At 62.1% G+C, this 20,262-nt stretch carries 14 protein-coding genes; 8 read left to right on the top strand and 6 right to left on the bottom strand.

Annotated elements, in window-relative coordinates:
* Positions 1-85 precede the first annotated feature (85 nt).
* From AC1Q80_RS11440 to AC1Q80_RS11425, 4 genes are all read left to right on the top strand, one after another.
* On the top strand, positions 86-760 hold the full coding sequence (locus AC1Q80_RS11440; protein WP_209790729.1) for a phosphoribosyltransferase: 675 nt from the start codon (positions 86-88) through the stop codon (positions 758-760).
* A gap of 127 nt (positions 761-887) precedes the next feature.
* On the top strand, positions 888-1,550 hold the full coding sequence (locus tag AC1Q80_RS11435; RefSeq protein ID WP_492360500.1) for a cysteine hydrolase family protein: 663 nt from the start codon (positions 888-890) through the stop codon (positions 1,548-1,550).
* A 292-nt stretch (positions 1,551-1,842) separates the two neighbouring features.
* Positions 1,843-2,304, top strand: coding sequence for a GNAT family N-acetyltransferase (locus AC1Q80_RS11430; RefSeq protein WP_492360499.1), 462 nt, complete (start codon positions 1,843-1,845; stop codon positions 2,302-2,304).
* Positions 2,305-2,342: 38 nt separating this feature from the next.
* Positions 2,343-2,789, top strand: a complete 447-nt coding sequence (locus tag AC1Q80_RS11425; RefSeq protein WP_492360498.1) for a DUF488 domain-containing protein — start codon at positions 2,343-2,345, stop codon at positions 2,787-2,789.
* Positions 2,790-3,023: 234 nt separating this feature from the next.
* Here the strand turns inward: AC1Q80_RS11425 and AC1Q80_RS11420 are convergent, their stop codons facing one another.
* From AC1Q80_RS11420 to AC1Q80_RS11400, 5 genes are all read right to left on the bottom strand, one after another.
* Positions 3,024-3,890: an SIR2 family NAD-dependent protein deacylase gene (locus tag AC1Q80_RS11420; protein WP_492360497.1), complete on the bottom strand. Its 867-nt coding sequence runs from the start codon at positions 3,888-3,890 to the stop codon at positions 3,024-3,026.
* Positions 3,887-4,864: a ParA family protein gene (locus AC1Q80_RS11415; protein WP_492360496.1), complete on the bottom strand. Its 978-nt coding sequence runs from the start codon at positions 4,862-4,864 to the stop codon at positions 3,887-3,889. Before AC1Q80_RS11415 ends, AC1Q80_RS11420 begins: the two co-directional genes overlap by 4 nt.
* 70 nt (positions 4,865-4,934) lie before the next feature.
* Positions 4,935-7,382, bottom strand: coding sequence for an ATP-dependent helicase (locus tag AC1Q80_RS11410; protein ID WP_492360793.1), 2,448 nt, complete (start codon positions 7,380-7,382; stop codon positions 4,935-4,937).
* 147 nt (positions 7,383-7,529) lie between these two features.
* A complete protein-coding gene (locus AC1Q80_RS11405) occupies positions 7,530-7,934 on the bottom strand; it encodes a carboxymuconolactone decarboxylase family protein (RefSeq protein WP_492360495.1) in 405 nt (134 codons plus the stop codon).
* Positions 7,935-7,991: 57 nt separating this feature from the next.
* Positions 7,992-8,813, bottom strand: a complete 822-nt coding sequence (locus tag AC1Q80_RS11400) for a cyclase family protein (RefSeq protein WP_209790735.1) — start codon at positions 8,811-8,813, stop codon at positions 7,992-7,994.
* Between the two features lie 316 nt (positions 8,814-9,129).
* Here AC1Q80_RS11400 and AC1Q80_RS11395 point away from each other — a divergent pair, with 316 nt between their 5' ends.
* Together AC1Q80_RS11395 and AC1Q80_RS11390 are read left to right on the top strand one after the other, a co-directional pair.
* Positions 9,130-10,314, top strand: coding sequence for an efflux RND transporter periplasmic adaptor subunit (locus AC1Q80_RS11395; protein WP_173420570.1), 1,185 nt, complete (start codon positions 9,130-9,132; stop codon positions 10,312-10,314).
* Positions 10,311-13,448, top strand: a complete 3,138-nt coding sequence (locus AC1Q80_RS11390) for an efflux RND transporter permease subunit (protein WP_492360494.1) — start codon at positions 10,311-10,313, stop codon at positions 13,446-13,448. Before AC1Q80_RS11395 ends, AC1Q80_RS11390 begins: the two co-directional genes overlap by 4 nt.
* A 368-nt stretch (positions 13,449-13,816) precedes the next feature.
* Here the strand turns inward: AC1Q80_RS11390 and AC1Q80_RS11385 are convergent, their stop codons facing one another.
* Complete coding sequence (locus tag AC1Q80_RS11385) at positions 13,817-14,257, bottom strand: anthrone oxygenase family protein (RefSeq protein WP_492360493.1); 441 nt, start codon at positions 14,255-14,257, stop codon at positions 13,817-13,819.
* 351 nt (positions 14,258-14,608) lie between these two features.
* Between AC1Q80_RS11385 and AC1Q80_RS11380 the strand changes: the two genes are divergently transcribed.
* Both AC1Q80_RS11380 and AC1Q80_RS11375 read left to right on the top strand, forming a co-directional pair.
* Positions 14,609-16,015 (top strand): FAD-binding oxidoreductase, encoded by a 1,407-nt coding sequence (locus tag AC1Q80_RS11380; RefSeq protein WP_492360492.1) that lies wholly within the window; start codon positions 14,609-14,611, stop codon positions 16,013-16,015.
* A 183-nt stretch (positions 16,016-16,198) separates the two neighbouring features.
* A complete protein-coding gene (locus tag AC1Q80_RS11375) occupies positions 16,199-19,954 on the top strand; it encodes an AsmA family protein (protein ID WP_492360491.1) in 3,756 nt (1,251 codons plus the stop codon).
* Positions 19,955-20,262: the final 308 nt, after the last annotated feature.

Genomic DNA, 20,262 nt, shown 5'->3' with positions numbered 1-20,262 from the left:
CAACTGACGGACGGTGCGTTGTTTTGCCGGTTACGACCTTGCACGGGACGGTTCAAGCGGCCTTTTGCCGGCCGGGAGAGGCGATATGTTCACGGGACCGGTGTTCTTCGAAGACAGGGCCGATGCCGGCCGTCGGCTGGCGCTGGCGGTGGCAGCCTCCGTCCCGTCGGCTCCCCTGGTGATGGCGTTGCCGCGTGGCGGCGTGCCGGTTGCCTTCGAGATCGCCCTGCACCTCGACGCACCGCTTGAAGTGCTGATCGTGCGCAAGATCGGCGCGCCCGGACACCAGGAGTTCGGCCTTGGCGCCCTGGTCGATGGCGAGGAGGCGGAGCTGGTTCTGAACCGCGAGGCGGTGCGCCTCGTCCGGCCGGCACGCGGCTACATCGCCGCCGAAGCCGAACGACAACGTGCCGAAATCGCACGGCGGCGGGTACTCTATCTCGGCGACCGCGAGCCACTGTCGCCAAAGGGGCGCAACGTGGTGCTCGTCGATGACGGCATCGCGACCGGCGGCACGATCCGCGCGGCGATCCAGGCGCTGCGCCGCGCCGATGTGCGCAGCCTGCTGCTGGCGGTTCCGGTCGCGCCGGCGAGCGCAATCGCAAGCCTGCGCCCGTCGGTCGAGGCCATCGTCTGTCTTTCGACGCCAGCCTTCTTCCGCGCCGTCGGTCTGCACTATCGCGACTTCGAGCAGACCTCGGATGCGGAAGTCATGGCCTTGCTCCGCAAGGCGAGGCACGGCGAAGGTGAGGGCGCTTGAGACGGTGGTGCCGCCGCCGTCCTCAGATCCGGACCGTATTGAAACCTTGCAACCGCCGCGCCACATTCCCAGTGCTTGATTGAAGCGTGGGGGACGGCCGCCTGAGGAGGTGGGCCGAAAGAGGGGAATGATGGTAGTTTCACGGGACATTGGGAAAACGCTTGCCGATTTTTGCCGGCCGGAGCGGATGGCGCTTGTCGTCTATGACATGCAGGTGGGGATCACCAACCAGGTCAAGAATGGTCCGGCGATCCTGGCCGAGGTGCTGAAGGTGCTGGAGGCGGCGCGCGCCGGCGGCTATCCCGTCATCTTCCTCAGGCACCTGTCGATGCCGAAGCCGCTGATGGGCGCGTTCCAGATGCGCCAGGCGATGGCCTGGCAGCGCACGGACGATCCGGATGCGGTCAGGCCCTGGTTCCTGCGCAACACGCCCGGCTTCGAGCTGGTGCCGGAACTGGCGCCACGCGAGGATGAGGCGATCCTCGACAAGATCACGTTTTCCGCCTTCGAGGGCACGCCGCTTGCCATCATCCTGCGCGATCTCGGGCTGACGTCGTTTGCCATCTGCGGCATTGCTACGGAAATCGGCATCGACCCGACGGTGCGTCATGGCGCCGATCTCGGGCTCGTGCCCATCGTCATCCGCGACGCCTGCGGCGCCGGGCATCACGAGGCCGGCGAACGGTCGATGGACAACATCGCCTTCATGGGCGACGCGATCCTGACCGGCGTCGACGAGATCATCGGGCAGATGGCAAGGGGGTCGTCAACGGGCCGGCGTGTCGCCTGACGGCCTCTGCCCGCAAAGACCGGTGTCCGGCATGAAGATGCGCTGTTAGCGGACCGGTTCCGGTCGGTCTGCCGCGCACGGTTCACTCAGGCTCGGTTCCGCCAATCCACCTATCGTGCTTGCCCAAGGCATGTCGCCACCTGATCGTTGAGACAGGCAGTTCGCGACAACATCAGTCGCGCCTAATGTTTTCAAATTGCAGGGGAAAAGTCAGTCTCAAAGATGCGCTGCGCGCACAATTCGCAGATGCTGTCGGGCAAAGGCCCGTGCTCAACCAAAAACAGGAACCGACATGACCGACGCACTTCGCATCCGCCCGATTGCCCGCGATGATTACGAGCAATGGCTGCCGCTCTGGGATGGCTATAACGCCTTCTATGGCCGCTCCGGCGCAACGGCGCTGGACCCGGCGATTACCGCGATGACCTGGTCGCGCTTCTTTGACGGCTATGAGCCGGTGCATGCGCTGGTGGCTGAAAGTCATGGGCGGCTCGTTGGGCTCACCCATTATCTCTTTCACCGCAACACGACGGCGATCGGCCCGAACTGCTATCTCCAGGATCTGTTCACCAGCGAGGCTGCGCGCGGCAAGGGTGTCGGCGCAGCGCTGATCGAAGGCGTCTACGAGGCTGCTCGCCAGGCCGGATCGACGCGGGTTTACTGGCAGACGCACGAGACCAACGAGACGGCGATGAAGCTCTATGACAAGGTGGCGGAGAAGTCGGGCTTTCTCGTCTACCGCAAGATGGTCTAGGCTTCAGCCGGGCTGGGGTCGCGGACAGGGGGAGCGCCATGGGCAACGTGCAGGTTTCGACGATCGGCTTCACGAAATCGTCGGCCGAAGATTTCTTCGATCGGCTGCAGAAGGCCGGCGTCAAGACGATCGTCGATGTCAGGCTGCACAACACCTCGCAGCTCGCCGGCTTTGCCAAGGCCGCTGATCTTGCCTTCTTCCTGAAGCGGATCGGCGGCATCGATTACGTGCACCAGCCGCTTTTCGCACCGACCGAAGCAATCATGAAGGCCTACAAGACCGACAAGGGCGACTGGAAGACCTTTTCTCGGGACTTTCTGGATTTGATGGCCGAGCGCAAGATCGAGCAGCAGGTGCAGCCGGAGGCACTACAGGGCGCCTGCCTGCTCTGCGCCGAGGACAAGCCGCACCGCTGCCACCGCACGCTCGTCTGCGAATACCTCAACGACCGCTGGGGCGGACGGTTGCGCGTGGAGCATCTGTAGGCCCGGAAACTTCTAAATCAGACGCAACTGACGTTGGTAGAAGTATCAGTTAATCGCTACCGCCAGGTCGTTTCACGGAGCAACGTGGCGGTCTCTGGGATCACCGAAAATTGCTATTATGCGGCTCGCCGCACTTGGTTTGTCGCCATACGCTACTAACGCGACAGCATGCAGTCTTTTCGATCGCGCCTTTGCATTCAGGCGTTCAGTGGGTCACAGAGCTGTTTTGAGAGATTACCAGTTCACGCTTTGCGTCAGGTGCTGTCTTTCATCCTCGACAAGGTCAGCCAAGTTTTTGAGTTCTGACACGAGGCCGCTGTGATCGGCGTCTATAGGATCATACTCTACAACTTTTAAGTTTCTATTCTTTCGAAGAGAATTTTTTAGATCTGTCGTCTGGTTTTCACTAGTTAGAAAGTAATGCGGCTGGCTACTCGGGAAGCTAAAGTTTTGGTTCTCTAGTATCAGATTTACATCAGGATCAGAATATCCCGTCCCTATAAATATCAAAGAATGTGTCAGCAATGCTGCGTCGAACGCTTGGTAGAACGACGAGTGCTGCATTCTCGCTTTGGCGTAGTCACTTTGTGTAAATATTAGCCTATCTGGAGAATTCAATGATCCGTGGACTTTTACGATATAGCGACTGTTGCCACGAAGAAACTCCGCCATGTCGTTATCATAGTAATGCTTGACAATATGTGATCCATTCTGAATGGAGTTTGCCGCTCGCTCATATATATCGTCGAAATTTAAAGAAAAAACGATCCGTCCGTCAAGCTTAATGATTGTCTGATGGATCTCACCTGGGATAAATTGAGGTGCTTGAAACTTGCTGCGCAAATAAGCATTCCATTGCTCATCGTAACGGTTTTTCAACCATTCGCACGCATGCAGAAGATCGCCTGCATCGATTGCACTCTGAATATGAGGTGGAGTTGCAACAGGGCACTCAGCTAGCGCCATCTCTAAGAAATTGCGCCACGTTGGCGGACGGGCACCATTATTGCCCACGGAATGACGAGAAACACCTGAACCAATAACAATTATTGCGCGACGGCGAGCCAAGTCGTTTATTAAAGGGTTGGGCCAATCAATCATTGAATTCTTCTGGTCAACTCATCCGCAACGGATTCGAATATCTCTCGTGCATCTTTGACTTTGGCGAAATGAGCGCCTACGACCCCGTCACTACTTGTTAGTTCGAAAACTGGCGTGTTTGTATTCTGAGACATTGGGATCAAACTGAACAAGTTTGGGACAGTACCAATTTCAAACGGATTTTGCGGATATCCATTCTCAAGCAGATGGTCCTCAATGACCTTATCAATCCTCGCCCGGATTGTTTCATACGCCAGCACTGGCCTCCTTGTGCCAGTGCTGTCGCGTTTGGCCATGTATTGCTGAGTTACATAGCCAATAAATAACGCCTTCCCAGTCTCAAAATTCGGTAGCTTACTTTTGTCTTTGACGTTTTCCAGTCCTCTAATCCAATCAATCGACCAATCTTTGATCCAGTCGGAGATATTTTCAAATGCTTTCAATGCGAAAATGTCGATCGACATTGGGCTGATAAAATAGTCGGCGCTAAGCAAAATTGATCTATTTAACGCGCCTAGTGAAGGAGATACATCAAAAAATACATAATCATATTTGTCGAGCCGCGTCAGTAATTCTGTGAACACCAAATTTGTCTTGATCCCTCTGATGCCGCCGCCTTTTGCATCCCCCCAATCCTTAGCCAGCAAATCTTCCGTAAGTGCCAATCTTGGATCACCCGGAACAACATCAACCAAGAATTTTGGCGACCTCATTACCTCAAACTCAGTAGAATATCCTTCTCCGAGAGAAATTGGCTCTATGAACTTGTGGATTGTCATAGTGCCACTACCGTTTCCGTATATCTCTTCGATTACACTTTCATCAAAGAAGTATTGTGTGGCATTACACTGAGGGTCTGCGTCGATAACGCAAATTTTCATGTTTCGATGAATAGCCAGGAAGGCCGCCACATTACATAGCAACGTTGTTTTCCCAACGCCGCCTTTGTTATTAAAGAATGCAACTGATTTCATGTGGCTCTCACAACTTTATGTTGGTCTAGTAGCGCCGTGGCTGAGCTTTGACAAGGTCTTTTGCCTTGTTTCAAACCTTCTCGACGAACCCATCCAGCACGCGCTTCTGCCCGGCCTTGTCGAAGTCGATCGTCAGCTTGTTGCCTTCGATCGCCGAGATGTTGCCGTTGCCGAACTTCATGTGGAAGACGCGGTCGCCGACGGTGAAGCGCGAGGGCTCGGTGCTGGTCGATTTTGCCACCAGTTCGCCGTCGATGGTGCGGCTGCGCGGGCCGCTTTCGCCGTAGCCGATGCGTTCGACGGCGTGGCCGGAGCGTGAGCCCCAGTTGTCGCGCGTCGCATCCGAACGGTTCTGCTGGGCGCGCTTCCAGCCGGGGGTCGAGTAGTTGTTCTGGAACGGGTCGGCCTTGTCGAAGCGCGACTGGCCGTAGCCGCCGCGGCCGTACCCGCCATAGGATTGCTCGCTCTCGGCGACGTCGACATGGGTGATCGGCAGTTCGTCGAGGAAGCGTGAGGGCAGGGTGGATTGCCACAGGCCATGGATGCGGCGGTTGGAGACGAACCAGATGTGGCAGCGGTGCTTTGCCCGGGTGATGCCGACATAGGCAAGGCGCCGTTCTTCCTCGAGGCCGGAGCGGCCGCCTTCGTCCAGCGCGCGCTGGTGCGGAAACAGGCCTTCCTCCCAGCCGGGCAGGAATACGGTGTCGAATTCCAGCCCCTTGGCCGAATGCAGCGTCATGATCGAGACGGCATCGAGGTTTTCGTTCTGCTCGGCGTCCATCACCAGCGAGACGTGTTCGAGGAAGCCACGCAGGCTCTCGAAGGCTTCCATCGAGCGGATGAGTTCCTTCAGGTTTTCCAGCCGCCCCGGCGCTTCGGCCGATTTGTCGTTCTGCCACATCGCGGTATAGCCGCTCTCGTCGAGGATCTGCTCGGCAAGTTCGGTATGAGGGGTGGTTTCGAGCAGGCCCTGCCAGCGGCGGAAATCGGCAACGACGTCGAACAGGCCTTTTCGGGCCTTCGGCTTCAGCTCGTCGGTCTCGATGATATCGGTTGCCGCCGCCAGCATGGGAATGTCGCGGGCGCGGGCATAGTCGTGCAGGGTGCGGATGGTGGTGTCGCCAAGGCCGCGTTTCGGCGTGTTGACGATGCGTTCGAAGGCGAGATCGTCGGCCGGCTGGCAGACGAGCCGGAAATAGGCCATGGCGTCGCGGATCTCGAGCCGCTCATAAAAGCGCGGGCCGCCGATGACGCGGTAGTTGAGGCCGAGCGTGACGAAGCGGTCTTCAAACTCGCGCATCTGGAACGAGGCGCGCACCAGGATCGCCATGTCGTTGAGCTTGTGGCTCTTGCGCTGCAGCTGCTCGATTTCCTCGCCGACGGCGCGGGCTTCCTCTTCGGAATCCCAAGCCGCGTGCACCTGTACCTTCTCGTCATCCGGGTCGGTGCGTTCGGTGAACAGCGTCTTGCCGAGCCGCCCCTCGTTATGGGCGATCAGATGGGCGGCGGCGCCGAGAATATGCTCGGTCGAGCGGTAGTTGCGCTCGAGTTTGATCACCTTGGCGCCCGGGAAATCCTTCTCGAAGCGCAGGATATTGTCCACTTCCGCGCCGCGCCAGCCATAGATCGACTGGTCGTCGTCGCCGACGCAGCAGACGTTCTGCGGCACGCCCTTGGGGCGCTGCGCCAGGAGCCGCAGCCACATGTACTGTGCGGTGTTGGTGTCCTGATACTCGTCGACGAGGATGTAGCGGAACTTGTCGTGATACTCCTTCAGCACATCCGGATTGCTGCGGAACATGCGGATCGGATGTAGCAGCAGGTCTCCGAAGTCGCAGGCGTTCAGCGTGCGCAGGCGGTTCTGGTAAGCGGCGTAAAGCTCGCGGCCCTTGCCGTTGGCAAAGGCGCGGGCATCACCCTCGGGGATCTGCGCGGGGTCGAGCCCCTTGTTCTTCCAGCCGTCGATCATGCCGGCGAACTGCTTGGCCGGCCAGCGCTTGTCGTCGAGACCTTCGGCCTGAATGATCTGCCTGATCAACCGGATGACGTCGTCGGTGTCGAGGATGGTGAAATCGGAGCGCAGGCCCACGAGTTCGGCGTGGCGGCGCAGAAGCTTGACGCCGATCGAGTGGAAGGTGCCGAGCCAGGGCATGCCCTCGACCGCATGGCCGACGAGCACGCCGATGCGTTCCTTCATCTCGCGCGCAGCCTTGTTGGTGAAGGTCACCGACAGGATCTGCGAGGGGAAGGCGCGGCCGGTGGAGAGAATATGCGCGATGCGGGTGGTGAGCACTCGGGTCTTGCCCGTGCCGGCGCCAGCCAGAACAAGCACCGGGCCGTCGAGCGATTCCACCGCTTCGGCCTGCTCCGGGTTGAGGCCGGAGAGATAATCCGGGCGCTGCTGCCGGTCGCGCGCTGCCATGGCGCGCGCGGCGATGCCGCCCGTTGCCGGCGGCTGCGGCTTACGCGGGGCCGGCTCTTCGTCGAAGAAGGGTATGTCGTCGAAACCACTCATCATGCGGCTCAATGTAGTGATTCGGAGGCGAAAGGCCAGAAAGGATGTTCTTCTTTTATTCCGTTTTCTGCGCCAGCCGCACCAAGCCTGTGGAAAGACAGGCGATTTCGAAGCCGCTTATCCTCCATCAAGTTCGACTGCGAGCCGTCGTCAGGCCGTCCTGTCGAAGGCGGCGTCCACCGGCACCTGCAAGGCGGTCGCCAACTGGTTGGTTCTGGCGGCAAGCGAGATCACGCGCAAGAGATCGGCATGCTCAGCATCGGTCATGCCCTTGGCCTTCGCTGCCGCCGTATGGGAATGGGCGCAGTAGCCGCAGCCATTACTGACGGAAACGGCGATGTAGAGCATTTCCTTGACCAGCGGATCGAGGGCCGAGGGCGTTGCCATCACTGCCTTGACGTCGCGCCAGGTCTGCTCCAACAGATCCGGATCGAAGGCGAGCCACAGCCACATGTTGTTGATGAAGTCCGATTTGCGGGTGGTGCGGATGTCGTCGAACACGGCCTTGACGCGCGGGTCGGATTCCGGATCGGCGGGTGGGGTAATGGTGCTCATGATGTCTCCGGGTCATTGTCCGGCGGCGCGTGCCGCCGGATCGGTAGGAAAACGGGTTCAGATGAGCGCAAACACGCGCGCAGGGCCGCCGGTGCCGCCCCGATGCTTCGGCGCGCCGAGCACCAGGGTCGCGCCCTTGGCCGGCACCTTGTCGAGGTTGGCGGCCGCCTCCAGCCCCCAACGGCCTTCCGGCAGCCAGGCATAGTGGGTGGCGAAATCGGGCGAGGGGCCGTGGTCGAGCGACAGCGTGTCGACGGCAATGCCGGCGGCCTTGGTCTCTTCCAGCAGATACTTTGCCGCCTCGACGTGGAAGCCGGGGAAATGGAGCTTGCCGTCGGCATCGGCGTTGCGGAACTTGTCGGTGCCGAGATGCGCGCCCCAGCCCGAGAGCATGGCGACGCAGGCGTTTTCAGGAATGTCGCCATTGGCGGCGACCCAGGCCTTGATGTCGTCGGGCGTCACTTGGGCATCGGCGTCGGCAGAGGCCTTCTGGCGGATGTCGATGACTGCGAGCGGCACGACCAGCTTCTCGACCGGCAGTTCGGCCACGGACAGGCCGTCGGCGGAGAAATGCAGCGGCGCGTCGACATGGGTGCCGGTGTGCTCGTTCACCCGGAGCTCGAACATGTTGAACTTGTCCTTGGCGTAGTTGAATTTCTCCTCGCGGAAGAACTGCTGCTGGCCGAAGAAGGTCGGGAACTCCTCGTAGAGTTCGTGGGTGAGGTCGGTAACGCTGGCATGTCCCTGGGCCAGCGCCGGCGGCGCGATGCCCGCACTTGCCGCTGCGATGCCCGCCGTTCCGACGGCTGCAGCTTTAAAGAAGCTGCGGCGGGACAACATTTTCTGCTTTACGGATTCCATGACACACGCATCGCACATGACTTTGCTCCCCTCTCAAGAACCGGTCGAAACCTGATGGCAATGGCTGCCGGCGGTTGCAGGATACCTCAGTCGCCGTGACTGTAAACGGTGATTGTCTAGTGTTTTCCTAGGGAATGATACGATATCGCTGCTGCTGGTGCGATGATGGTCCGGATGACATCATACCGCCAACAAATTCGCTTTTATTACAATTGCGTAATGATGGCATTCCGTCGTTGCCCCCAAAGGTCCGAACAACGATACTTGGGGCAAATCGGAACGTTCCGCCGGTGCGTGCCGCGCTGGAGCGTGTTTTGCATATTTGGAGACATGAATGCGGGTTTGGAAACAGCTGGCGGTCAGCGCCGTTGTGCTTTTGGTGGGTGCCGGCGTCTGGGTGCGGTTCGTGCCCGGGGCAGGCGAAACGCTGGCGGCGATCGGTGTTTCGCACCCGTTGATCGATGCTCTCTCCAAGCAGGACGGCGGTGCTGGCGGCGAGGGCGGCCAGGGTGGCGGCGCACGCAGGCAGGGCGGCAATGATGCCGTTCTCGTCATGGTGCGTCCGTCGGCAACGGCCGTCGTCAACGACCGGCTGAACGCTATCGGCAATGGCGAGGCGATCCACTCCGTCACCGTGACACCGACGGCCACCGGCAATCTCACCGAAATTCTCGTGCGTTCCGGCGACAGGGTGGCTGAGGGCCAGGTGATCGCCAAGCTCGACAGCGACGACCAGAAGATTGCCGCCGACCAGGCGCGTCTGACGCGCGACAGCGCAAAGGAAAAGGTGGAACGCTACCGCAACCTCAGCACCGCGCGCGCGGTGACGGCCGTCGAAGTGCGCGACGCCGAAATCGCCATGCAGACCGCCGAACTGGCACTCAAGACAGCCGAGCTCGATTTGAAGCGCCGCGATATCGTCGCGCCGTCGAAGGGCGTCGTCGGCATCATCACGGTCAATGTCGGCGACTACGTCACCACGACGACGCCGATTGCCGTCGTCGACGACCGTTCGGAGATCCTCGTCGACTTCTGGGTACCGGAGCGTTTTGCCAACAAGATCGTCGTCGGCCAGCCTGTGACGGCGCATGCCATCGCCCAGCCGGGCAGCCAGCTCGACGGCGTCATCCATGCCATCGACAACCGACTGGACCAGGCAAGCCGCACGTTGCGGGTGCGGGCACGTCTGGAAAACCCTGACGACACATTGCGGGCGGGCATGTCCTTCTCGGTAACGATGGCCTTCGATGGCGACACCTATCCGACCGTCGATCCGCTCGCCATTCAGTGGAGCTCCGACGGCTCCTATGTCTGGCGCGTGAGCGCCGACAAGAGCGAGCGTGTTCCAGTCAAGATCATCCAGCGCAACCCGGACAAGGTGCTGGTCGATGCGGCCTTGAGCGAAGGCGACGAAGTCGTCACCGAAGGCGTGCAGCGGCTGCGCGATGGCGGCGAAGTCCGCATCGCCGGGCGCGAGCGCCGCGATACCGCGCAGAAGGTCGCGGAGGACGTGAAGTGAGCGACGCCAAGGAACCGGGACACCAAACCGCCCGCGAGGCCGGCAAGACCGGCTTCACCGCCCTTTTCATTCGCCGGCCGATCTTCGCGCTGGTGGTCAATACGTTGATCGTCGTTGCCGGCCTTGCGGCCTGGAACGGCATCGAAATCCGCGAGCTGCCACAGGTCGACCAGCCGGTCATATCGGTCACGACGACACTCGATGGTGCTGCGCCCGAAACGATGGACCGCGAGGTGACCTCGGTGGTCGAGGGCGCCGTCTCGCGCGTTCAGGGCATCAAGGACATTTCCTCGACATCGTCCTTCGGCCGCAGCCGGGTGACGCTGCAATTCTCCGACACCACCGATATCGGCCAGGCGGCGAACGACATTCGCGATGCGCTCGGCCGCGTGCGCAACCAGTTGCCGGAAGATGTCGACGAGCCGAGCATCGTCAAGGCGGATGCCGATAGCCAGCCGATCATGCGCCTGGCGCTGACCTCCGACACCATGTCGATGGAAGACATGACGCTGCTGGTCGAAAACGAGATCAGCGACCGGCTCGCCGCTGTCGAGGGTGTCGCCGACGTCGCCGTTTACGGCGACCAGGAAAAGATCTTCCGCATCGACCTCGACCAGGCCAAGCTCGCCGGGCGCGGGGTGACGGTGGCAAACCTCAGGACGGCGCTTGCCAACGCCTCCTATGACGTGCCGGCCGGCAAGCTGACGAGCGCCAGCCAGGACATTTCGGTGCGCGCCACCGCCGACCTGCAGACGCCGGAGCAGTTCGAAAACCTGATCCTTGTCAACAATGTCCGGCTGCGCGATATCGGCACGGTGACGCTCGGGCCTGATACCGGCTCAACGGCGCTGCGCTCCAACGGTCGCCAGGGCATCGGCCTTGGCATCATCCGCCAGGCACAGTCCAACACTGTCGATATTTCGGAAGGCGTGCGCAAGGTTGTCGAGACGATCCAGACGGAAATCCTTCCCGAGGGCACGCAGCTCAGGATCACCAGCGACGATGCGGTGTTCATCAACGGCGCCATCCACGAGGTGGAAATCGCGCTGGTCGTGGCGATCTTCATCGTCACACTCGTCATCTACATGTTCCTGCTCGACTGGCGGGCGACGCTGATCCCGACGATCACCATGCCTATTGCGCTGATCGGTACCGTAGCGGCGATCTACATGGCCGGCTTCTCGATCAACATCCTGACGCTGCTCGCCATCGTGCTTGCGACAGGTCTTGTGGTCGACGACGCGATCGTGGTCCTGGAAAACATCGTGCGGCGACGGGCTGAGGGGCTGGGCCCGAGGGCCGCGGCCGTGCACGGCACGCTCGAAGTGTTCTTCGCGGTGCTGGCGACGACGGCGACGCTTGCCGCTGTGTTCATTCCGCTGTCGTTTCTTCCGGGGCAGACCGGCGGTCTTTTCCGCGAGTTCGGCTTCGTGCTCGCTTTCTCGATCCTCTTGTCATCCTTCGTGTCGCTGACGCTCTGCCCGATGCTGGCATCGCGCATGCTGACGCAGGAGAACCATTCCAAACCCGGGCCGATGCGCCGTTTCGGCGCGCGTGCGTCCAAATTCTATCGCGTCACCCTGCGCGGCTGCCTCAATGCGCCACTGATCGTCTTCGTCGTTGCCGCCTTCTTCACGGCCATGGGCGGTATCGGCTTCATGACGCTGAAATCGGAGCTGACGCCGAGCGAGGACCGCTCGCAGGTGATGATGCGCATCAACGCGCCGCAGGGGGTGTCGCTCGAATACGCGCAGGCGCAGATGCGCCGGATCGAGGACGGGTTGCAGCCGCTGGTCAAATCCGGCGAGATCGACAACATCTTCTCGATCTCCGGCCAGGGCGGCTCGGCCAATAGCGGCTTCATGGTGCTGACGCTGGCGCCCTGGGGCGAACGCGAACGCAGCCAGCAGCAGATCGTCGCGGAGATCAACAAGGTGACCGCGCGCATTCCCTCGGTGCGGGTGTTTGCGATGCAGCCCAACAGCCTTGGCATTCGCGGCGCCGGCAGCGGCCTGCAGGTGGCGCTGGTCGGAAACGACTACACCAAGCTTGGCGATGCCGCCGCAAAGCTCGTGCGCCAGATGGAAGACAGCGGTCGCTTCGAGAACGTGCGGCTGAACTACGAGGCCAACCAGGCGCAGCTTTCGATCACCATCGACCGCGAGCGCGCATCCGACATGGGCGTCGATATCGGTGGCCTGGCCTGGGCGTTGCAGGCGATGCTCGACGGCAACAGCGTCGTCGATGTCTTCGTCGACGGCGAATCTTACCCGGTCAAGCTTCTGTCCTCGACCAATCCAGTCAATGACCCGACCGACCTGCAGAACATCTTCCTGAAGGCCGGCGACGGCAAGATCGTGCCGATGTCGACGATTGCCAGCGTCGAGGAAACGGCCGTGGCGCCGCAGCTGTCGCGGGAATCGCAGCTTCGCGCCGTGTCGCTGTCGGCGGGGCTGAAGTCTGACCTCGCGCTCGGCGAAGCCTTGACCATGGTCGAGCAGATGGCGGAACCGCTGTTGCCGCCGGGCTCGCGCATCATGCCGCTCGCCGAAGCTGCGACCCTCAACGAGAACGCCAACGGTCTCATCGTCACCTTCGGCTTTGCCCTCGTCATCATCTTCCTGGTGCTGGCCGCACAGTTCGAAAGCTTCGTCAGCGGCCTGATCATCATGGCGACGGTGCCGCTGGGGCTCGCCTGCGCGGTCTTTGCGATGATCCTCACCGGCAATACGCTCAACATCTACAGCCAGATCGGCCTGGTGATGCTCGTCGGCATCATGGCGAAGAACGGCATTCTCATTGTCGAATTCGCCAACCAGCTGCGCGACCGTGGCCAGGATGTGCGAACCGCGATCGAGAATGCTGCCAACATCCGCCTCAGGCCGGTGATGATGACAATGATCGCCACCATCGTCGGCGCGGTGCCGTTGGTGATGGCAAGCGGTGCGGGGGCGGAAGCGCGCATTGCGCTCGGCTGGGTGCTGGTCGGCGGTCTCGGCCTTGCGGTGGTTGTGACGCTTTACCTGACGCCCGTCGCCTATCTCGTCATTGCCGGGCTCACCAAGCCGCATGCGGACGAGGAGCGCAAGCTCCACGAGGAAATGGAGGCCGCCGCCGCGCTTGAAGCGAAGTAACGGCGGCTCGCGTGGCGCTGCCGGCCCAAGGATGCTCCAGCACTCTGGCTATAGGGCAGCTGCCGGCCTTCCATGGCTCCGCTTGAAAGCGGGATGCGCTAGAGCGCTTCATCTTTAAACGGAAGCATTCTGCCGGAAGGAATTTCGGCCAGAACCAAGTCGGCTGGCGAAGAGCGCAGCAGAAGCTGCGGTCGAGACGGACGCCGCCGGTAATGGCCGAAATTCATCCGGCCCTTCGGGTTGGCTGAAAACGGCGGTCCACTGTGTCGGATGGCTTGACCGATGGGTCCGCATCGCTCTGCGCCATCCTTCGTGTGGAACCGCCGTTTTGAGCCAACAGAATCGCTTCCGTTTAAAGATGAAACGCTCTAACCCCGAAGCTCCAGCCAGACGGCGAGGAGGTAGACCAGCATGGCGATAGCGCCGAACGCGCTCCTGCCGGCGTGCAGCCTGCCCCAGTGAACGAGAAGCCCGCGGGTTTCCTCGTTGACTTCCTCTGGCCGCGTTGCCTCCAGGCGCCGGTTGATCGGCATGATCAAGAGGATCGTAAAGGGCCAGTTCAGGAGAATGACTGCTGCCCCGAAGCCCCAGAGCCCATTGCCGCTCTGCCACCAGGCGGCAAGACCAAGCAGGCCCGAGATGATCGCGAGCGAGGCCTGCATCTGGAAACCGCGACGGTAGGCCGGGACCCATTGCGTCAGCGCTGCGCGGTTGTCGAGCCGAAGCCTTGCCGGCTGTTCAGCCAAGTTGATGTAGATGGCGGCGCCGAAGAATATCGAGGCCGTCAGCAAAGCGAGCAGACCGAACATATTTTTTCCTCATGTAGTGCCGGGAGCGGCCAGCCGACCGGGCTTCTTCTCTATCCCGTTTGTCGCAGGAAAGGGCCAGATTGTTGTGTTGGCAGGATGTTGTGACAGGCCGGTGTCGTCGGCACAACGCCTGCTGCCCAAGGTCCGCCCTCGGGGGCGTTTCCCGTCACAAGACGAAAGCTTTGTGACACTCAGGTCTCACCACCGGCGTTTTCACGCGATAGTCTGCTAGAGACTGCGTCAACGTCTGGACAAAGTGATTCCGATTTGCACAGTAGCGCCTTGAAATGAAAGCGCTTCCCCAAGGTCGGAACGGGGCGGTGCGGATGGCATGAAGAAGGGACGTTTTCCGTGGCATTGAAGGCGATCAGGGCTGGCTCGCGAAACGAAACCGGGATCGATACCGCAAAGGCGCAGCTTGCCGCCCGATTCGGCGATCGGTTCCAGACGGGCGAAGCGATCCGCGCCCAGCATGCCCACACCACCACCTATATCCCGGCGCAGCTTCCCGACGGCGTCGTCTTTCCAGAAAGTGCAGACGAAGTCCGCGAGATCGTCGCGATCGCCGCGGCCAACACCGTGCCGCTCATTCCCTTCGGCACCGGCTCGTCGCTCGAGGGCCATGTCAACGCGCCGCACGGCGGCATCTCCGTCGACATGATGCGCATGAACCGCGTGCTCGAAGTCAACGCGGAAGATCTGGACTGCCGGGTCGAGCCCGGCATCACCCGCGAAGAGCTCAACACCTATCTGCGCGACACCGGCCTGTTCTTCCCGATCGACCCTGGCGCCAACGCCTCGATCGGCGGCATGGCCTCGACGCGTGCATCCGGCACCAATGCGGTGCGCTACGGCACCATGAAGGACAATGTGCTGGCGCTGACAGTGGTGACGGCAGACGGTCGCGAGGTGCGCACGGCGCATCGGGCCCGCAAGTCGTCGGCAGGCTACGACCTTACCCGGTTGTTCGTCGGTGCCGAGGGCACGCTTGGCATCATCACCTCGATCACGCTCCGGCTCCAGGGCATTCCCGAAGTCATCTCCGGCGGCGTCTGCCCGTTCCCGACGATTGCCGATGCCTGCAATGCGGTGATCCTGACGATTCAATCCGGCATTCCGGTTGCCCGCATCGAGCTGTTGGACGCGCTGCAGATGAGGGCCTGCAACAACTATTCCGGCCTTTCCTATGAGGAGACGCCGACGCTGTTCGTCGAATTCCACGGCAACAGCGAGAGCGTCGAAATGCAGTCGCGGCATTTTGCCGAAATTGCGGCCGACTTCGGCTCCAGCGGCTTCATCTGGACCACCAACCCCGAAGAGCGGGCGCGGCTGTGGAAGGCGCGGCACAACGCCTACTGGGCCCAGAAGAGCCTGATCCCCGGGGCTGCCATTCTTTCCACCGATGTGTGCGTGCCGATCTCGCGGCTGGCAGATTGCGTGGCGGCGACCCATGAGGATATCGCAGCACACGGCCTGACGGCCCCGATCGTCGGGCATGCCGGCGACGGCAACTTCCATGTCGGGCTGCTGTTTGACGACAAGGACGCCGCCGACGTGGCGCGGGCCGAGGCCTTCGTCGAGCGGCTGAACGCGCGGGCGCTGTCGATGGACGGCACCTGCACCGGCGAGCACGGCATCGGTCAGGGCAAGATGCCGTTTCTCGAAGCCGAACTTGGCGACGCGCTGGATCTGATGCGGCAGGTCAAGCGTTCACTCGATCCGCAGGGTATCTTCAACCCCGGCAAGATCTTCGCCTGAAGCGAGTGGACGGGCGAGGGGAGAGCGGTGCTGCAGCCGCCCGGTGGGGCGGCAGGCAACGCCCTCGCAATGGTTAAGGACGAAGGCGTCCAAATGTAATGGACGAAGACGTCGCTTTGGCGTTCATATGGACGCAGACGGCGCCGACGGGCGCCTTGAGAACTTGATGGGAATGTAGGCACGGTGCTTTCGCGAATTCTGGTTGCCATCGGCGGTCTTGTGGTCGTTGCGCTTTTTGCGGCGCTGATCGCCCCGTGGTTCATCGACTGGACGGGATTCCGCAAGGAATTCGAGCGCGAGGCAAGCCGCATCATGGGCAAGCCTGTCGTCGTCCACGGCAGCGTCGACGCACGGCTGATCCCGTTCCCGACGGTCACGCTCAATGACGTGCGCGTCGGCGGCAGCGACAAGGGCGAGCCGTTGATCCAGGTCGCGCAGTTCTCGATGAGCGCGGAGTTGGCGCCGTTCTTGAGCGGCGAAGCCCTGATCTTCGATATGCGCCTCGACCGGCCGAAGGCCAAGGTCAGGCTTCTCCCTGACGGCACGCTCGATTGGGCACGCGGAACGCGCACGGCGATCCCCGCCAAGACGGTGGTGCTCGAAAACGTCGAGATCACCAACGGCGAGATCGAGTTCATCGACGAGCAGACCGGCCGAACTCGGCGCGTGACCGATCTTTCCGCCGATCTTTCCGCCCGTACCCTGGCTGGCCCCTGGAAGGTGGAGGGGCGGGCTGCGCTTGATGGCGAGGCCGGCAGTTTCGCCTTTTCCAGCAACGAGGTGGACGAGACAGGTGCGCTGAGCCTCAAGGCGCGGGTGACGCCGGACAAGCGTCCCTTCGGCGTCGAGCTCGACGGTGCACTGAAGATCGTCGACTTCAAGCCGGTCTACGGCGGTCGCTTCACGCTGACCGAAAACCGCCCGCAGGGCGAGGCAAAGGATGCGGACGGCCATGCGCCGCTGCGCATCAACGGTGATTTCCAGCTGACCAATGAGAGCATCCGCGTGCCGGAATACCGGTTCGAGATCGGCCCCTCGGACGATCCTTACGTGGTGACCGGCGAGGCGACGCTTGATACCGGCAAGGATCAGAAGTTCCTGCTGATCGCCGACGGCCAGCAAATCGACGTCAGCCGCATCGGCAATTCCGGCAGCAACGGCAAGACCGGGCGCGACCCGGCGATTTCCATGCGCCAGCGGCTGGAAGCGATGCTGGCGATTGCCGCCGACATCCCCATTCCGCAGGTGCCGGGACGGGCCAGCCTGAAACTGCCGGCGATCGTCATCGGCGATACGACCGTGCGCGACGTGCGCATCGACGTGCAGCCGGATGGTGCCGGGTGGGTGATCGACAATGTCGTGGCCCTTCTGCCCGGGCGCACCCAGCTGGAGGCCAAGGGACGGCTCAACCTCAAGGGCCAGCGCTCGTTCCGCGGCGACCTGCTTCTCGCGTCCAACCAGCCTTCGGGCCTCGCGAGCTGGCTGGCGGGCTCCGTCGATCCGGCGATCCGCAAGCTGAAGACCGCCGGCTTTTCGGCAACCGTCAACCTGACCGACACGCTGCAGCAGTTCGAAAACCTGGAAGTGGCCGCCGGCGATGCCAGCCTCAAGGGGCGGCTCGAGCGTCAGTCCTTCGCCGAACAGCAGCCGAACCTGTCACTGCAGCTGAACGGCAATCGCATCGACCTCGAAGCCCTGCAGGCGCTGGCGGGTCTGGTTGCCGGCGATGCTTCGGCCTCGACGCTGATGCAGCATGCGATTGCCGCCGACCTTTCCGCCGACGAGTTTTCCGCCTTCGGCGAGGACGCGCGCGACGTTCAGGCGGTGGTGACATTCAAGAATGGCCAGCTTCAGGCCGAGCGCGTGGCGATCGGTTCGCTTGCCGGCGCGCAACTTGCCTTTTCCGGGCGCGCCAGCGGCGATCTCGAAAAGCCGGTGATTTCGGCCAAGATGAAGCTGGCGGCCAAGGACCTGACACCGTTTCTGGAAATGATCGGTCGGCACGCCGTCGATCATCCGGCCCTTCGCCGCCTGACCAGGGCCGGACCATTCTATACGGACGCTGCCTTCGACGTGACGCTCACGGCCGGTAACAAGGAAGGCAACGCGCCGGCGACCTTCGGCATTTTCGGCACGGCCAACGGCACCAAGATCGCCGCCAGCTATCAGGCGCCCGACATGGCCCAGGCGCTTTCTGGCAAGGGCATGCTGCTTGAAGCGACGCTCGAAAACCCGCAGACGCTGCTGCTGCTCGGCCAGGCCGGGTTCGACCCGCTGCCTTTCGATGCCGATGCCAATGGCATCCTCTCCATCAAGCTGCAGAGCACCGATGGCTCCAACGCCAATGGCACGGTGACCTTTACCACCGAGAAGACGTCGCTTGCCGCCAAAGGCAGCTTCGATCTCTCGCGAGACCATTTCCTCGAGGGCCAGGCCAAACTGACACTCCAGACCGAAGACCTCGAGCCCTATCTGCTGCAGCAGGGCATCGCGTTGCCGCAGACGGGCACTGGCCTGCCGATCTCGGTTTCGGCCGACGTGGCGACGACACCGGAGGCGATCGCCTTTACGACCGTCGAAGGCAAGGCCGACAACAACGGCTTTGAAGGCGCCCTGACGATCGACCGCAAGGTGCCGGGCAAGGCAGAAGGCCAGATCAGTGTTGCAACGCTCGATCTCGCCTGGCTGGCCGAGGGCATCCTTGGCCACGTTCAGGACATGTCGAGCGGAGCGCTGTCGAAAACCCCTGTGACGCAACCCGCCTGGACCGGTTTCAACGTGGCGCTCGATGTGCAGGCCGCCAACTTCTGGCCGGGGTTCTACGGCGCCATCGGCAACTTTGCCGGCAAGCTTGAGTGGAAGGGCGACGAGATCGCTTTTACCGATGCGACCGGCGACTGGCTCGGCGGCAAGCTCGAAGGCCGGTTGCAGCTCGGCAATGCCAATGGCTCCGGCTTCCTGCGCTCGCGGCTTGACGTCAAGGGCGGGGATCTGGCGCAGGCTGGTTGGACGCATGCGGGCGCCCCGGTCGCCACCGGCACCTTCGACCTTTCGGTAGCGCTCGAGGCCTCGGGTGCGAACGCGCAAGCCATGGCCCATTCCGCAAGCGGCTCGGGCACCGCCACCTTCAATGGCGTGACGCTCAACGGCGTCAACAGCGCGGCGCTGCCGCAGCTGATGGCAACTGCCGACGCCATGAAGACGGAGATTTCGGCTGACGCAATCCGCCAGGCGGCGGAGGCAGCCGTGTTTTCCGGCCAGTCGGTCGTCGGTGTGGTCAAGGTCCCCTTCAGCATCGCCGGTGGCGTGCTCAGGGCGCAGAACGTCACGGCTGCCGACGGCAACGCAGCCTTTGTCGGCGAAGCATCGGTGGATCTGGCGGCGGAGCGTCTCGACGCGAACATCGACATGACCTTCCGGCCGGGCGACGAGGCGCTGGCCGGGGCCGAGCCGCGTGTGCGGCTGAGTTATGCCGGCCTGCTTTCGTCACCGGGCGTGAACCTCGATGTTGCCGATCTCTCGAATTTCCTGTCGCTTCGGGCGTTTGAGCGCGAGCGCCGGCGCGTCGAGACGCTGCAGGCCAACGTGCTTGAGAAGCAACGGCTGCGTCGCGAGGTGCAGCTTTACAAGGCAAAGGCGCAGCAGCGCGAAGTCGAGCGCCTGCGGGCGGTCGCCGAAGAGCGCCGGCGTGCAGCGGCGGCAGTTGAGGCGGAGCGGGTGAAGGCGGATCTGGCGGCCCGCGCAGAGGCTGAACGAAAGGCGGCGGAAGAGGCCGCGCGAAAGGCAGCGGAAGAAGCCGCGCGCATCGAACGCGAACGCCAGCAGCAACAGCAACTGGGCGCCCCGTCGCAGGTGCCGCCGGGAACTGTCGACGGGCCTCAGAAGCCGGGTGGGCAGGGGCTGAATTTCGACGTGCTGCCCGATGTCACGGTGCAATAGGGCGCTATAGCGCTTTGAATTGCCGCATGCTCATCGTTAAGCCAGGTACGATTTAAGGAAACATGCAGAAGGCGGGCCGGGGAAGCGCGCGATCGCTTTGTTTTCACGTCTTTCCTGCTGGGCGACGCTTTGCATTTTTCCTGGACTGCGGCAGTGGAGCGGAACGCAGAGGCAGAGATGCTGTGCGTCTCTCCATGTCGCGGCAGCGGCTTGATCGCCGGCGCTTGGCTGACGGTCCGGGGGCCTTGCGGGTGCCACGTGTCAGATGTGACGCGCCAAGGCAGCTGTCGAGCTTCATGCATTCTGCC

The sequence above is a fragment of the Ensifer sp. GW823-FHT05D09 genome (assembly GCF_058795755.1).
Note: the sequence above shows the minus strand (reverse complement) of the source record. Positions and strands in the feature narration are given on the sequence as shown.

What these genes read in the sequence shown, in the direction of transcription:
- AC1Q80_RS11395 (WP_173420570.1), top strand. Translation starts at nt 9,130, where the DNA reads ATGCGGGTTTGGAAACAGCTGGCGGTCAGCGCCGTTGTGCTTTTGGTG.
- AC1Q80_RS11425 (WP_492360498.1), top strand. Translation starts at nt 2,343, where the DNA reads ATGGGCAACGTGCAGGTTTCGACGATCGGCTTCACGAAATCGTCGGCC.
- AC1Q80_RS11400 (WP_209790735.1), bottom strand. Translation starts at nt 8,813, where the DNA reads ATGTGCGATGCGTGTGTCATGGAATCCGTAAAGCAGAAAATGTTGTCC.
- AC1Q80_RS11435 (WP_492360500.1), top strand. Translation starts at nt 888, where the DNA reads ATGATGGTAGTTTCACGGGACATTGGGAAAACGCTTGCCGATTTTTGC.
- AC1Q80_RS11420 (WP_492360497.1), bottom strand. Translation starts at nt 3,890, where the DNA reads ATGATTGATTGGCCCAACCCTTTAATAAACGACTTGGCTCGCCGTCGC.
- AC1Q80_RS11410 (WP_492360793.1), bottom strand. Translation starts at nt 7,382, where the DNA reads ATGATGAGTGGTTTCGACGACATACCCTTCTTCGACGAAGAGCCGGCC.
- AC1Q80_RS11405 (WP_492360495.1), bottom strand. Translation starts at nt 7,934, where the DNA reads ATGAGCACCATTACCCCACCCGCCGATCCGGAATCCGACCCGCGCGTC.
- AC1Q80_RS11385 (WP_492360493.1), bottom strand. Translation starts at nt 14,257, where the DNA reads ATGTTCGGTCTGCTCGCTTTGCTGACGGCCTCGATATTCTTCGGCGCC.
- AC1Q80_RS11430 (WP_492360499.1), top strand. Translation starts at nt 1,843, where the DNA reads ATGACCGACGCACTTCGCATCCGCCCGATTGCCCGCGATGATTACGAG.
- AC1Q80_RS11440 (WP_209790729.1), top strand. Translation starts at nt 86, where the DNA reads ATGTTCACGGGACCGGTGTTCTTCGAAGACAGGGCCGATGCCGGCCGT.
- AC1Q80_RS11415 (WP_492360496.1), bottom strand. Translation starts at nt 4,864, where the DNA reads ATGAAATCAGTTGCATTCTTTAATAACAAAGGCGGCGTTGGGAAAACA.